Source organism: Aeromicrobium sp. P2_G6, assembly GCF_056403535.1.
The window spans coordinates 431,206-444,882 of record NZ_JBFUFH010000002.1 but is presented as its reverse complement, the minus strand read 5'-3'; the positions used below and the strand labels follow the sequence as shown (position 1 = coordinate 444,882).

The following is a 13,677-nucleotide window of genomic DNA, read 5'->3' as shown; positions in this document are numbered from 1 at the left end:
ACCACCAGCGAGCGATCACGTCAGGTGGTCGGCGGCGGCTTCGCGGATGGCGCGGGCGGTCATCTCGAGTGCTGGCGTGTGCAGGGTCCACTGCTGCCAGTAGAGCGTGACGTCGACGTGACGACCGGGGTCGAGGTTGACCAGCGTGCCGGCCGCTTCCCGCGCCTCGGACTGCTCCTTGGGCAGCATCCCCCAGCCCAGGCCGAGGGCGATCGCGTCGGCGAACTGCGACGACGCCGGGATGTGGTGCCGCGGCGGCGCAAGCCGGCGACGGCTGCGCTGACGCAGGTAGGCATCCTGGAGGTCGTCGCTGCGGTCGAACACCACGACCGGCGCCTGCGCCAGAGCTGCCGGATCGACGCCTTCGGGAAACCACTGGGACACGAAGTCCGGACTCGCCATCGGGCGATAGCGCATTGTGCCTAGCCGCGACGACCGGCAGCCCTGGACCGGAGCGGCGTCGGACGTGATGGCGGCCATCACGGTCCCCGAGCGCAGGAGCTCAGCGGTGCGGCCCTCGTCCTCCCGCCGCACGTCGAAGTAGGCCGTGCCCGACAGCGCCGCCAGCGCCGGCAGGACCCACGTGGCCAGCGAGTCGCCGTTGACGGCCAACGGAATGGTCGGTGGGCGCTGCTCCACGGGATCCGCCTCGATGCGTACGTCCTGCACGAGCGCCTCGACCTGGCGTGCCAGCCGCAGGTAGGCATGACCGGCCTCCGTCGCCTCTGTCGGCTTGGTCCGGCGCACGAGCACGCGCCCCGCGGATTGCTCGAGCGCCTTGATGCGCTGGCTGACCGCGGAGGGCGTCAGGTGCAACGCGCTCGCCGCAGCGTCGAAGGAGCCTTCGTCGACAACCGCCGCCAGGGCGCGGAGCTGGGACAGGTCGATGTCGGTCACATCAGCGATGCTAATGCATCATTCAAAACATGAACTGGTCTTCAGGCGCTCCAGCCCGTTGAATTGTCGGCATGGATCACGCTGCACTCGTCGCCACCCTCGCGGGCGCAGGCTTCGGCCTGTCCCTCATCGTCGCCATCGGCGCACAGAATGCCTTCGTGCTGCGTCAGGGGTTGCGCGGCGAGCACGTCCTCGCCGTCGTGCTGATCTGCGCGGTCTCCGACATCATCCTGATCGCGCTCGGCGTTGCCGGCATCGGCAGCCTGCTGGAGCTCGCGCCCTGGCTCCTGGACGCGATGCGGATCGGCGGCGCCGCCTTCCTCCTGGCGTACGCCGTGGTCGCCGGCCGACGAGCGATCCGGCCGGGAGTCATCGATCCCGAGACCTCCGGCGCGCCCACCGCGCTGTGGCCCACCGTCACGACAGCGGTCGCGCTGACCTGGCTCAACCCGCACGTCTACCTCGACACGGTCCTCCTGCTGGGCTCCGTCGCGGGCACGCACGGCGACGATCGCTGGTGGTTCGGCGTCGGCGCGGCAGCCGGATCGATCATCTGGTTCGCGTCGCTGGGCTTCGGCGCACGCCTGCTGCGGCCGCTGTTCTCCAAGCCGGCCGCATGGCGGATCCTCGACGCGCTGATCGCGATCATCATGGCGGCGATCGCCGCCAGCCTCCTCCACGGTCTAATGGAGGGGTGAGGTCCTTCGCTCTCGTCGCCGTCGGTGGCGCCGCGGGCACCCTCGCCCGTCACGGCGTCGCCGAGGCACTCGATCCCGACCGGCTCTTCCCGCTGGCGACGTTCCTGGTCAACGTCACAGGTTCATTCGCTCTCGGAGCGCTGCTGGCGGTGCTGCTCGTACGCGATCACCGCGCTCGCGCCAACCGTCTGCGCCTCCTGCTCGGCACGGGCTTGCTGGGCGGCTACACGACATACAGCGCACTCGCCGTCGAGACCGACACCCTGCTGCGCGGCGACCACGTCGCGCTGGGTCTGGCGTATGCCGCAGGCAGCGTCCTCGCCGGACTCGTCGCTGCGTTCGCGGGCGTCGCGGCGGCCCGCGCGGTGGTGCGATGACGCCGCTGCTCATGGCTCTGGCCGGCGGGCTCGGCGCCGGCACGCGCTATTCGCTCGATGCCTGGATGCGCCCGCGAGTCTCACCGCGGCTCCCCTGGTCCACCCACGTGATCAACATCAGTGGCTCGCTGCTGCTCGGCCTCATCGTCGGCCTCGGCGCAGACGACACTTGGCACACGGTGCTCGGCACGGGCTTCCTCGGCGGCTACACGACGTTCAGCACGGCCAGTGTCGAGTCGGTGCACCTGGCGCTCGATCGACGCTACGGCGCGGCGACCGTCAACGCCGTCGGGATGCTCGTGTTGAGCGTCGCGGCAGCGTCGCTCGGGTACGCACTCGGCCGCGCGCTGTAGCTACTTCGCGGCGGCGATGGCCGCGTCGATCTCTTCCGGCGTGGCGGCAACGGCCTTCCCGTCGATCACGATCGTCGGCGTGCCGTTGTAGCCGTCGTCGAAGGCAGCCTGCTTCGCCTTGCGCACCCACGGCTCGAAGGTCTGGTCCTTCACGTCCTCGTCGATGCCGGTGACTCCAGCCTGCTTCGCGAGGTCGATCAGAGTCTGGTCGTCGAGGCCGTCGCCCCCCTCGGGTGGCTGGTTGGCATAGAGCAGATCGTGGAACGTCTTGAACGCCGCCACGCCACCCTTGTCGAGCACCGCCATCGCAGCACTGGCCGACCGGGTGGAGTACTCGGTCGAGCTCTGGCTGTCGAGGAACGCGAACATCCGGTACTCGATCGTGATCTCGCCGTTCCTGACCAGGTCGTCGAGGTGAGCCCCGTTCTGCTCCTCGAACACCCTGCAGACCGGGCACTGGAAGTCTTCGTAGAGCACGACCCGGACCGGATCGGTCGCCGCCGTGCCACCGGCATCGGCGGCCGAGTAGTCGAAGCCGTAGCTGGCGTTGGTGTGCGCGGGTGCGACCAACGGTCCGGCCGGCTCGTCGTCGCCCGCAGTCGAGACCGCCCAGCCGCCCACTGCGATCAGCGCCACGACCACCCCGACGATGGCGACCGTGATCAGGTTGCGCTGCTTGCGGTCAGCCTGCTCCCGCTGCTTGCGCATCTGCTCCGCGCGAACGACACGCTGCTGCCGGTCGGACGCGGTGGCCATCAGTCGCGGTCAGGACTTCTTGGCTGCGGCGATGGCAGTCTGCAGAGCCTCGGGTGTCGGCGCGTCGATCTTCTTGCCGTCCACCAGGACGGTCGGCGTCGCGGTGACATTCTGGTCGCGCGAGGCGTTCGTGGCCTTCTTCAGCCAGGGCACGAAGCGCTCGGACTTGATGCACGAGTCGATGCCGGTGACGCCGGCCTGCTCGGCATAGGAGATCAGGTCGCTGTCAGGACGGCCGTTGGTGCCCTCTTCGGGCTGGTTGGCGTAGAGCACGTCGTGCATCTTCTTGAACGCCTTGACGCCGGACTTGTCGAGGACACACATCGCGGCGCTGCCGGACCGGCTGGAATAGCGGTTGCCGTTGCTCGACCTGTCCAGGAACGCGAGCGGTCGGTACTCGACGGTGATGTCGCCCTTGGCCACGGCGTCGGCCAGGAATGCGCCGCTCTGCTGCTCGAAGTTGAGGCAGGCCGGGCACTGGAAGTCCTCGTACGCGATGACCTTGACAGGGGCCGCGGCGGGCTTGCCGGTCGCCACCTCGGTCGTGTAGTCGATGCCGTAGTCCTTGGTGACGTGGACCGGGTTGATGACGTCCTCGACGGTCTTGTTCTTGTCGTTCGTCTGCTTGATGGCAAAGCCTGCAACGGCGATCAGTGCGACGACGACCACGACGATCCCGACAGTGATCAGGTTGCGCTGCTTGCGGTCGGCCTTTTCGCGTTCCTTGCGCATCTGCTCCGCGCGGGCGGCACGCTGCTGACGTTCGTTGCTCACTGATTTCTCCTGGGTCGGGCGGTCACCATGAGGACCAACGCGGCTCGCTCGTTGAAGGTTCCATCAGACCCTACCGGCACGTACGAAGGGTGGTGTCCATGTGTCACGTCGGCGGACGGTACTAGTGTTCAGCGGGTGAACGACAAGCTGGTGTGGATCGACTGCGAGATGACTGGACTCTCGCTCGAGACCGATGCATTGGTCGAGGTGGCCGCGCTGGTCACCGACTACGACCTCAACGTCCTGGGCGACGGGATCGACCTCATCGTCAAGCCCCCGCAGGCCGCGCTCGAGCAGATGAACGACTTCGTCCGCGAGATGCACACCAGCTCCGGACTGCTGACCCAGCTCGACAACGGCTTGAGCCTGCGTGACACCGAAGAGCAGGTACTGGCCTACGTCCGCGAGTTCGTCAAGGAGCCCGGCAAGGCGCCCATGGCCGGCAACACGATCGGGACCGACCGGGCATTCCTCGCCCGGGACATGACCGAGCTCGAGAGCTGGTTGCACTACCGCGTCATCGACGTGTCGTCGATCAAGGAGCTCGCCCGGCAATGGTTCCCGCGGGCCTACTTCGCCGCACCGGCCAAGGCCGGCCACCACCGCGCTCTGGTCGACATCCAGGAGAGCATCGAGGAGCTTCGCTACTACCGCCGAGCCGTTTTCACCCCGGATCCCGGCATCGACTCCGACACCGCGAGGGCCATCGCCGCCGAGGTCGCCGGATCACTGACGGGTGAGGCCCGGCCTACGGTCTGAGTCGCCGCAGGCTTGCGTTAGACTTCTCAACGCCGTGTCGGGCGCATGCCCGGCACGCGTGGTGGGTGTAGCTCAGCTGGTAGAGCACCGGCTTGTGGTGCCGGTGGTCGCGGGTTCAAGTCCCGTCACTCACCCCACGAAGACCCCCGTTTCCGCAAGGAACGGGGGTCTTGTCATTGGCTCACCGGTTCGCGAGCGTGATGTCGCCGCTGTCGGTCGAGGCGAGGACGAATCCGTTGCCCGCCTCGCGTACGGACAACGAGTTCGCGACGTCACCGTCGAGGGTGTTGTCGATGTCGCCGGACTTGGACGACACCACCACGCCGTACTTGCGCTTGCCGGCCGGCACGGTCGCGTGGATGTCGCCACTGCTGGTCTTGGCCTTGAGGCCGAACGGTTGTGTGGCAAATGTCGCCTTGATGTCGCCGGACCCGGTGTCGGCCGCGAACTCGTCGACCTTGAGGTCCGACACGGTGACGTCGCCGCTGATCGTGGCCACGGTGAGGACGCCCTCCGCGAGCGAGTCGGCCTTGACGTCGCCCGACGTGCTCTTGACGACGATGGGCAGCCCCTTGGGCACCTCGAGCGTCGCGGAGACACCACAGCCCGGCGACAACCAGGTCTGGCAGTCCGAGACGATCTTGATCTCGTTGTTCTTGCGGCCGAGCTGGTAGTCGGTCTTGCGCAGGCCTGAGGTGACACGTGCGCGGATCCTGACCATGCCCTCGTCGCCCTCGACGAGACGTACGTCGGCCGTGCCGGCATTGATCACGAGCTGCGCGACGTCCCCCAGCTCGACATCAGCCGTCGCATAACGCGTCTCGCGCTGGATGAGCGAGGCACCCAGCACGAGTCCGCCCAGGAGCAGGACGGTCAGGATCGTGACGATCACCGTCAGCAAGGTGCGCGACGCCGGTGAGCGGACGTCGTAGTCCGCAACGGTCTCTTCCGCCATCAGGCGGTCTTCGCCCTTGACGACGTGGTCGCGATCGGCACGACGTCTTCTGCTCCCATGCGAGCGGCGTCGGCTGTCTCGTCGTCCGGCATCGTCTGGCTCTCCCGTTCGGCTTCAACTCGTTTGAGGTAGTGGTCGACCTCATTGTCCCTTTGCGCGTTGGTCCAGCCGAGCACCCCTGCCATCAGCTCGGCGACCTCGACCGCGACATCGGTGCCGCGGTCGAACGTCTCGATCGAGATGCGCGTGCGCCGGGCGATCGCGTCGTCGAGGTGGCGCGCGCCTTCGTGGGTCGCGGCATAGACGATCTCGGCGCGGAGGTAGTCATCGGCGCCGGTCAGTGGCTCGCCGAGGTCGGGTCGCTCCGAGATCAGGTCGAGCAGCTCCAGCGTGAGGGACCCGTAGCGGTGCAGCAGGTGCTCGACGCGCCCGACGCCCAGTCCGCTCGACGCTGCGAGCATCTGCCGCTGGTTCCACACGGCTTCGTAGCCGTCGGCGCCCAGCAGCGGCACGTCCTCCGTGCACGAGCTCGGAATCTTGCGATCGAGCAGTGTGGACATGCCGTGAACCGCGGCATCGACCGCGTCCTCGGCCATGACGCGGTACGTCGTGTACTTGCCGCCGGCGATGACGACGAGCCCCTTGACGCTCGTGCCGACCGCGTGCTCGCGGGACAGCTTGCTGGTCGCCTCGTCCTCGCCGGCCAGCAGCGGCCGCAGGCCGGCGTAGACGCCCTCGACGTCGTCGTGGGTCAGCGGCTCGACCAGCACCCGGTTGACGTGGTCGAGCAGGTAGTCGATGTCGCTGCGGCTTGCCGCGGGGTGGTCCTTGGACAGCGACCAGTCCGTGTCGGTCGTACCGATGATCCAGTGGCGACCCCACGGGATGACGAACAGCACCGACTTCTCCGTGCGCAGGATCAGACCCGACTCACCACGGATCCGGTCGCGCGGCACCACCAGGTGCACACCCTTGCTCGATCGGACGTGGAACTGGCCCCGCTCGGAGGTCAGCGCCTGCGTCTCGTCGGTCCACACGCCGGTCGAGTTGATGACGGCCTTGGCACGGATGTCGAACTCTCGACCCGACTCCAGGTCCTTGACCGTGGCGCCCGTGACGCGGTCACCCTCGCGGAGCAACCCGATGACGCGCGTACGACTGGCGACGTGCGCGCCGTACGCCGCCGCGGTGCGCGACAGGAACATCGTGTGACGGGCGTCGTCGACCTGTCCGTCGTAGTAGTGGAGCGCGCCGATCAGGGCGTCCTTGCGGAGGGCAGGCATCATGCGCCGCGCTCCCCTGCGGGTCAGGTGGCGGTGCAGCGGCACGCCCTGCCCGTAGCCGGACGCCTTGCTCATCGCGTCGTAGAGAGCGACGCCGGAACCGGCGTAGAAGCGTTCCCACACGCGGTGCGTCAGCGGGTAGATGAAGCCGACCTCGCGTACGAGGTGGGGCGCGAGCTTCTGCAGACTCAGGCCGCGCTCCTTGAGTGCCTCGGCGACGAGCCGGAAGTCGAGCATCTCGAGGTAGCGCAAGCCACCGTGCATGAGCTTGCTGGAGCGGCTCGACGTGCCCGATGCGAAGTCGCGCGCCTCGACCAGGCCGACCGACAGCCCACGCGTCGCGGCATCGAGCGCCGCTCCCCCGCCGACCACGCCACCGCCGATGACCAGGATGTCCAACGGGGTCGCCGCCATCGCGTCGAGAGCGGCTTGACGGTTCTCAGGTGACAGGGCTACCGATCGCATGGCCCTAGTCAATCAGGTTCGCAAACCAGCGGTTTCCCGGCGGGTTCAGTCGACGTCGACCCAGCCGTAGGTACGCTCGACGGCCTTCTTCCACTGGGCGTGGCCGGTCTCGCGCTGCTCCTGCGTCGAGGTCGACTCCCACCGCTTCGACTCGTGCCAGTTGGCGACGAGCTCGTCGGTGCTGGCCCAGAATCCCACCGCGAGGCCTGCCGCATACGCCGCACCGAGCGCCGTGGTCTCGGCCACGACCGGCCGGCTGACGGGCACGCCGAGGACGTCGGCCTGGATCTGCATGCACAGCTCGTTGGCCGTCACCCCGCCGTCGACCCGCAGGATCCTCAGGTCCAGCCCGGCGTCCGCGACCATGGCGTCCACGACGTCACGGCTCTGGTAGCAGATCGCCTCGAGCGCGGCGCGAGCGATGTGCGCCACGGTGTTGTAGCGGGAGAGCCCGACGATCACGCCACGAGCGTCACTGCGCCAATAGGGCGCGAACAGCCCCGAGAACGCCGGGACGAAGCACACCCCGCCGTTGTCGTCGACGCTCTCGGCGAGGCTCTCGGAGTCCGCTGCTGCCTTGATGATGCCGAGCTGGTCCCGCAGCCACTGGATGGCCGAGCCGGTGACGGCGATCGAGCCCTCCAGGGCGTACACCGCCGGAGCGTCCCCGAGCTTGTAGCCCACCGTCGTGAGCAGCCCGTTGCTGGACTTCACGATCTCCGTGCCGGTGTTGAGCACCAGGAAGTTGCCGGTGCCGTACGTGTTCTTGAGCTCGCCGGGCTGGAAGCACACCTGCCCGACGAGCGCAGCGTGCTGGTCGCCCAGGTCACCCGCGATCGCCACCTCGCCGCCGAAGGGGCCGTCCGCACGGGTGTGACCGTAGACCTCGGACGACGAGCGGATCTCGGGCAGCATGGCCCGCGGTATGCCGAACAGCGCGAGCAGCTCGTCGTCCCAGTCCAGCGTCACGAGGTCCATCAGCATCGTGCGACTCGCGTTCGTCACGTCGGTGAGGTGCAGGCCGCCGTCGGGTCCACCGGTGAGCCACCACATCAGCCAGCTGTCTGTGTTGCCGAAGATCGCATGGCCCGCCTCGGCGTCCGCGCGCGCGCCGTCGACGTTGTCGAGGATCCACTGGATCTTGCCGCCGGAGAAGTACGTCGCCGGCGGCAGGCCGGCGCGCTCGCGGATCAGGTCACCGCCCGCGCTCTGGCCGAGGTCACTCGCGATCTTGTCCGTGCGCGTGTCCTGCCAGACGATCGCGTTGTAGTAGGGCTCGCCGGTGCGCCGGTCCCACACGACCGTGGTCTCGCGCTGGTTGGTGATGCCGATCGCGGCAAGCCCCTCGAACGTGATGCCGGCCCGGCCGAGGCCGGCCTCGATGACGTCCTGCGTCGCCTCCCAGATCTCGTGCGGGTCGTGCTCGACCCAGCCGGCCTGCGGCAGGATCTGCTCGTGCTCGAGCTGGTGGCGGGCGACCTCGTGACCATCGTGATCGAAGACCATGAACCGGGTGCTGGTCGTCCCCTGGTCGATCGCGCCGACGTACTGCGGCTGAGCTTCCGTTGCCATGCGCGAGAGCCTAGCGAGGTCAGGACGCATAGGGTCGGAGCATGCGCTTGATCCTTGTCCGCCACGGCCAGACGCCCGCCAACGTCGACGGCATCCTCGAGTCGACGATTCCCGGCCCCGGCCTCACTGCGTTGGGTCACGAACAGGCCGAAGAGCTCGTCGAGGCACTGGCCGACGAGAAGATCGACGCGATCTTCGTGTCGTCGATGATCCGCACGCACCTGACCGCCGCGCCTCTGGTGGCAGCACGCAGCATCGAGCCCGCCGTACGCGACGGTCTCCGCGAGATCGCGGCCGGCGACGTCGAGGGCAAGACCGACGAGGCCTCGGTCCACCAGTATGTCCACACGCTGCTCGAGTGGTGCGCGGGAGAGCTCGACGTGCGTATGCCCGGTGCGGAGACCGGCCACGAGGTCATCACGAGGTTCGACGAGGTCGTCGACGAGGCCGAGGCACTGGGCGTCGACAGCGTGGTGCTGGTCAGCCACGGTGCGATGATCCGCGCATGGTGCGCGGCTCGTGCGGCCAACATCGACCTCGACTTCGTCAGCAACCACTACGTCGTCAACACCGGCATCGTCGTCGTCGAGGGTTCGAGCGAGACGGGCTGGGAGGTCGAGTCGTGGCTCGGCGAGAGCGTCAGCGAGGCGGCCGCCATGGGCGTGTCGTCTGACCACAGCCCTGCGTCAGAGCCGCTCGAGGACTGACAGCGGTCAGTCCTGCAGCATCTCGCCGTGCACCTCGGCGTGCGGGACGGTCGGGATCTGGCCGAGGCGGCCCTTCTGGAAGTCCTCGAACGCCTGCAGGACCTCGGCCTTGGTGTTCATGACGAACGGCCCGGCCCACGCGATCGGCTCACGGATCGGCAGCCCGCCCAGCACCACGACCTCGAGCGCCGGGTGACGGCTGTCCTGGCGCTGGTCCGCACCGACGGTGATGGTCTCACCGTGACCGAGGACCGCGAGCTGGCCCGACTCGATGGGCCGGCGCTCGCGACCGACATAGCCGCTCCCGCTCATGACGTAGACCAGCGCGTTGAAGTCCGTGCGCCATGGCACCGTCATCTCCGCACCCGGCAGGACCGTCGCGTGCACCATCGCCATCGCGGTGTGGGTCGAGCCCGGGCCCTTGACCCCGTCGACCTCGCCCGCGATGACGCGGATCAGGGCGCCCGCATCCGGGGTGGACGCCAGGCCGACGTCACCACCGCGGATGTCCTGGTAGTGAGGCGGCAGCCACTTGTCGGCCTTGGGCAGGTTGACCCACAGCTGCAGGCCGTGGAACAGCCCACCCTTGACGACGAGCCACTCCGGCGGCGCCTCGATGTGGAGCAGGCCGCTGCCTGCGGTCATCCACTGCGTGTCTCCGTCAGTGATCGTGCCGCCACCGCCATGGCTGTCCTGGTGGTCGAAGACGCCGTCGACGATGTAGGTCACGGTCTCGAAGCCGCGGTGCGGGTGCCACGGCGTGCCCTTGGGCTCGCCCGGCGCGTAGTCGACCTCGCCCATCTGGTCCATGTGGATGAACGGGTCGAGCTTGCTCGGGTCGACGCCCGCGAAGGCCCGGCGCACCGGGAACCCCTCGCCCTCGAATCCCTGGGGTGCGGTGGTCACGGTGACCGGCGCACGGTCCTCGGTCTGCGTCGGTGCCGCGATCACGCGAGGCAGGACGGTCCAGTCGGCGACATTCACAGCAGGCATCTCATGCTCCTCAGTAGGTCTTCAATCTAGTTTAACCTTCAATCACCGTCAAGCATTCCCGTAAAATCTGTTGCCATGAGCGTTGCGCCGCTTCTCACCGCGATACGAGATGCCCTTCGTGACGCGGCCGACGCCCAACGCGCCCCGGGCATGCAGGCGTACATGAAGTCGCCGATGCCATTTCGCGGCGTGCCGATGCCAGCGGTCCGCGCGATCACGAAGGCCGCCGCACGGACGTATCCGCTGCTGACGGTCGAGGAGCTGGAGACCGCCGTGCGTACGTTGTGGGACGAGGCGGAGTTCCGCGAGGAGCGCTACGCCGCGAGCGCACTGCTCGCCACGAAGATCGGCGCCGGCCGGCTCGAGCTCGTCCCGTTGTACGAGCACCTCGCCACCACCGGTGCGTGGTGGGACCACGTGGACGACCTGGCGCACCGCGTCGCGGAGCTGCACGACGCACATCCGACCGAGGCGGCGGCGATCGTACGCCGTTGGAGCAGGGCCGACGACTTCTGGCTGCGGCGGCTCGCGATCATCAGCCAGCTCGGCCGTCGGGACCGGGTCGACCGCGCACTGCTGGCTGAAGTCATCGAGCCGAACATCGCCGACCGGGAGTTCTTCATCCGGAAGGCGATTGGGTGGGCGCTGCGGGAGTACGCCCGCGTGGAGCCCGAGTGGGTCCGAACGTTCGTCGCGGACCACGACGACCTCAGCGGCCTCTCGAAGCGGGAAGCGCTCAAGCACCTCTGACCATCAGTCAGCAGCCGCGGCAGCGACCTTGAGATCGGCGACGAACCCGTCGAACGCCTCACCCCACTCGCTGCGGTCACGCAGGCGGAGCAACGCCGAGGGATGAGTCGTGATGACGACCTGCGCGCCACCGGGTTCGACCGGGTCGATCAGCTTGCCGCGCTCGGCGCCGATCCGGACAGGGCGCCCGAGCACCGAACGGCCCGCGGTGGCTCCCAGGCAGACGACGACGTGCGGGCGTACGACCGACAGCTCCGCCTCGAGCCACGGGTGACATGCCGTGATGTGCCCGATGGCGGGCTTCTCGTGGATGCGTCGCTTGCCCCGCACCGTGTGGCGGAAGTGCTTGACCGCATTCGTCAGGTAGACCGTCGACGGGTCGAGGGTCGCTGCCTCGAGGGCGTCCATCAAGACCTTGCCCGCCGGACCGACGAACGGCTCACCCGCACGGTCCTCCTGGTCACCGGGTTGCTCGCCGACGAGCACGATGCGAGCCGAGGCACGACCCCGCGAGAACACGACCTGGGTCGCGTCCTGCCACAGGTCACATCCGCGGCACGCCTCGGCGGCCTCACCCAGCTTCGCCACGCTGCGCGACGAGGGCACCCATTCCTCCGCGCCCTGATGCTCCATGTGCGCGACATACCCACGCCGCTCCGAGCACAATCGGACCTACTCTGAGGACATGGAACGAGCAACCGAGAAGCACGACGTCGTGATCGTCGGCGGCGGCCACAATGCTCTGGTCGCGGCGACCTACCTCGCCCGCGCCGGGCTCAGCGTCACGATCCTCGAGCGGCTGGCCCACGTCGGTGGAGCGGCGATCAGCGCCCCGGTGTTCGACGGACTCGACGCGCGACTGTCCCGCTACTCCTACCTCGTCAGCCTCATGCCCCAGTCACTGATCAGCGAGCTGGGCCTCGACCTCGAGCTCAGGTCCCGGGACACCGCGTCCTACACGCCCTACGACGGCGGCGGCCTGCTCGTCGAGACATCTCCCGGTGAGGCCACCGAGGAGTCGTTCAGGACGCTGACGGGCTCGGATGACGAGCTGCACGCCTGGCGACAGTTCTACGCCGAGGTGGCTACCGTCGCCGGCGCGATCGCCCCGACCCTGCTGGAGCCGCTCCCCCACATCGGCGAGCTGCGCGACCAGGTCGAGATGGCGATCTGGACCGACCTGGTCGACGAGCCCATCGGCACCGCCCTTGAACGGCGGTTCTCCAACGACCTCGTGCGCGGGGTCGTCGGCACAGACGCCCTCATCGGCACGTTCGCCTCGCTGCACGACCGCACACTGATCCAGAACCGCTGCTTCCTCTATCACCTCATCGGCAACGGCACCGGCGAGTGGCGCGTGCCCGTCGGCGGCATGGGCGCCGTGACGGCCGAGCTGGAGCGCGTCGCACGCACGGCTGGCGTCGACATCCGCACCAACTGCGAGGTCGACGGCATCGACGCGTACGACGTGGGTGCCACCGTGTGCGGCGACGGATTCGTCATCGAGGCCGAGTGGGTCCTGAGCGGCGTCGCTCCGTACGTCCTGGCGCGCTTGCTCGGCAAGCCGGCACCGCCGAAGCCGTCTGGCTCGCAGTTCAAGATCAACCTGCTGGTCTCGCGCCTGCCGCGGCTCACGTCCGGCATCGACCCCGCGATCGCGTTCGCCGGCACGTTCCACCTGGGCGAGTCGATGAGCGAGCTCGAGGCGGCGTGGGCGCAGGCGTCCGCCGGATCGCTGCCGGACTTCGCCTCCGGTGAGCTCTACTGCCACACCCTGACCGATCGCACAATCCTCGGCCCCGACCTCGCCGCCTCGGATGCCCAGACCTTGACGTACTTCGGCCTCCACACGCCGTACGAGGTGCTGCCCGACGAGGCTGCTGCCGCGAGGGCGTACGAGGAGTTCCTCACCGCGATCAATGCCCACCTCGAAGAGCCGATCGAACCGCTGATCCTCGGCGTCGAGCACAAGACGCCGGCCCAGATCGAGGACGCGTTGGCGATGCCGGGCGGGCACATCTTCCACGGCGACCTTCAGTGGCCGTGGCTCGAGGAGGACGAAAAGCCCCGTCATCCCGCGGACCGTTGGGGAGTCGCGACGAGCCATCCGCGGGTCCTGATGTGCGGCAGCGGGGCCCGTCGCGGAGGTGCCGTCAGCGGCATCGCCGGACACAATGCAGCCCACGCGATCCTCGAGGCTCTCCCGATTATGGGCGAACCGGGGACGGCTGATAACGTTGCACCCGCTTCGCGGCATTAGCTCAATTGGCAGAGCAGCTGACTCTTAATCAGCGGGTTCGGGGTTCGAGTCCCTGATGCCGCACTGTGAAGGCCCCGT

Annotated in this window: 15 protein-coding genes and 2 tRNA genes; 9 read left to right on the top strand and 8 right to left on the bottom strand. The window is 68.4% G+C overall.

Annotated elements, in window-relative coordinates; all coding sequences use genetic code 11:
• Positions 1 to 15 precede the first annotated feature (15 nt).
• Positions 16 to 897, bottom strand: a complete 882-nt coding sequence (locus AC1DVU_RS08730) for a LysR family transcriptional regulator ArgP (RefSeq protein ID WP_476922046.1) — start codon at positions 895 to 897, stop codon at positions 16 to 18.
• Between the two features lie 71 nt (positions 898 to 968).
• Between AC1DVU_RS08730 and AC1DVU_RS08725 the strand changes: the two genes are divergently transcribed.
• The 3 genes from AC1DVU_RS08725 to AC1DVU_RS08715 are packed head-to-tail and all read left to right on the top strand — an operon-like array spanning position 969 to position 2,325.
• Complete coding sequence (locus tag AC1DVU_RS08725; RefSeq protein ID WP_476922045.1) at positions 969 to 1,595, top strand: LysE/ArgO family amino acid transporter; 627 nt, start codon at positions 969 to 971, stop codon at positions 1,593 to 1,595.
• Entirely contained in the window at positions 1,592 to 1,972 is a 381-nt protein-coding gene (locus AC1DVU_RS08720; protein ID WP_476922044.1) for a fluoride efflux transporter FluC, read from the top strand. The genes AC1DVU_RS08725 and AC1DVU_RS08720 overlap by 4 nt, the downstream gene beginning before the upstream one ends.
• Positions 1,969 to 2,325 (top strand): fluoride efflux transporter FluC, encoded by a 357-nt coding sequence (locus AC1DVU_RS08715; RefSeq protein WP_476922043.1) that lies wholly within the window; start codon positions 1,969 to 1,971, stop codon positions 2,323 to 2,325. The genes AC1DVU_RS08720 and AC1DVU_RS08715 overlap by 4 nt, the downstream gene beginning before the upstream one ends.
• Here the strand turns inward: AC1DVU_RS08715 and AC1DVU_RS08710 are convergent, their stop codons facing one another.
• Positions 2,326 to 3,081, bottom strand: coding sequence for a DsbA family protein (locus tag AC1DVU_RS08710; protein WP_476922042.1), 756 nt, complete (start codon positions 3,079 to 3,081; stop codon positions 2,326 to 2,328).
• A gap of 9 nt (positions 3,082 to 3,090) precedes the next feature.
• Positions 3,091 to 3,855 carry a DsbA family protein gene (locus tag AC1DVU_RS08705; protein WP_476922041.1) on the bottom strand — a complete coding sequence of 255 codons (765 nt, stop codon included), beginning with the start codon at positions 3,853 to 3,855 and terminating at the stop codon, positions 3,091 to 3,093.
• Positions 3,856 to 3,990: 135 nt separating this feature from the next.
• On the opposite strand from AC1DVU_RS08705, the gene orn reads away from it, so the two are divergent.
• Positions 3,991 to 4,614 (top strand): oligoribonuclease, encoded by a 624-nt coding sequence (orn, locus tag AC1DVU_RS08700; RefSeq protein WP_476922040.1) that lies wholly within the window; start codon positions 3,991 to 3,993, stop codon positions 4,612 to 4,614.
• A 61-nt stretch (positions 4,615 to 4,675) separates the two neighbouring features.
• Positions 4,676 to 4,751, top strand: a tRNA-His gene (locus tag AC1DVU_RS08695).
• Positions 4,752 to 4,795: 44 nt separating this feature from the next.
• Here AC1DVU_RS08695 and AC1DVU_RS08690 read toward each other — a convergent pair.
• The 3 genes from AC1DVU_RS08690 to glpK are packed head-to-tail and all read right to left on the bottom strand — an operon-like array spanning position 4,796 to position 8,889.
• Positions 4,796 to 5,569, bottom strand: coding sequence for a DUF4097 family beta strand repeat-containing protein (locus AC1DVU_RS08690; protein ID WP_476922039.1), 774 nt, complete (start codon positions 5,567 to 5,569; stop codon positions 4,796 to 4,798).
• A complete protein-coding gene (locus AC1DVU_RS08685; RefSeq protein ID WP_476922038.1) occupies positions 5,569 to 7,317 on the bottom strand; it encodes a glycerol-3-phosphate dehydrogenase/oxidase in 1,749 nt (582 codons plus the stop codon). Before AC1DVU_RS08685 ends, AC1DVU_RS08690 begins: the two co-directional genes overlap by 1 nt.
• 45 nt (positions 7,318 to 7,362) lie before the next feature.
• Complete coding sequence (gene glpK, locus AC1DVU_RS08680; protein WP_476922037.1) at positions 7,363 to 8,889, bottom strand: glycerol kinase GlpK; 1,527 nt, start codon at positions 8,887 to 8,889, stop codon at positions 7,363 to 7,365.
• A gap of 41 nt (positions 8,890 to 8,930) precedes the next feature.
• Here glpK and AC1DVU_RS08675 point away from each other — a divergent pair, with 41 nt between their 5' ends.
• The gene (locus AC1DVU_RS08675) at positions 8,931 to 9,596 is read left to right on the top strand and encodes a histidine phosphatase family protein (protein ID WP_476922036.1); all 666 of its coding nucleotides are present in this window, start codon (positions 8,931 to 8,933) and stop codon (positions 9,594 to 9,596) included.
• A gap of 6 nt (positions 9,597 to 9,602) precedes the next feature.
• Here AC1DVU_RS08675 and AC1DVU_RS08670 read toward each other — a convergent pair whose 3' ends face one another.
• Complete coding sequence (locus tag AC1DVU_RS08670; RefSeq protein ID WP_476922035.1) at positions 9,603 to 10,589, bottom strand: pirin family protein; 987 nt, start codon at positions 10,587 to 10,589, stop codon at positions 9,603 to 9,605.
• 75 nt (positions 10,590 to 10,664) lie between these two features.
• Here AC1DVU_RS08670 and AC1DVU_RS08665 point away from each other — a divergent pair, with 75 nt between their 5' ends.
• The gene (locus AC1DVU_RS08665; RefSeq protein WP_476922034.1) at positions 10,665 to 11,339 is read left to right on the top strand and encodes a DNA alkylation repair protein; all 675 of its coding nucleotides are present in this window, start codon (positions 10,665 to 10,667) and stop codon (positions 11,337 to 11,339) included.
• Between the two features lie 3 nt (positions 11,340 to 11,342).
• On the opposite strand, the gene AC1DVU_RS08660 is transcribed toward AC1DVU_RS08665, so the two are convergent.
• The gene (locus AC1DVU_RS08660; RefSeq protein ID WP_476922033.1) at positions 11,343 to 11,972 is read right to left on the bottom strand and encodes a UdgX family uracil-DNA binding protein; all 630 of its coding nucleotides are present in this window, start codon (positions 11,970 to 11,972) and stop codon (positions 11,343 to 11,345) included.
• On the opposite strand from AC1DVU_RS08660, the gene AC1DVU_RS08655 reads away from it, so the two are divergent.
• On the top strand, positions 11,971 to 13,599 hold the full coding sequence (locus tag AC1DVU_RS08655; protein WP_476922032.1) for a phytoene desaturase family protein: 1,629 nt from the start codon (positions 11,971 to 11,973) through the stop codon (positions 13,597 to 13,599). The genes AC1DVU_RS08660 and AC1DVU_RS08655 overlap by 2 nt on opposite strands.
• Positions 13,590 to 13,662, top strand: a tRNA-Lys gene (locus AC1DVU_RS08650). Before AC1DVU_RS08655 ends, AC1DVU_RS08650 begins: the two co-directional genes overlap by 10 nt.
• Positions 13,663 to 13,677 lie beyond the last annotated feature (15 nt).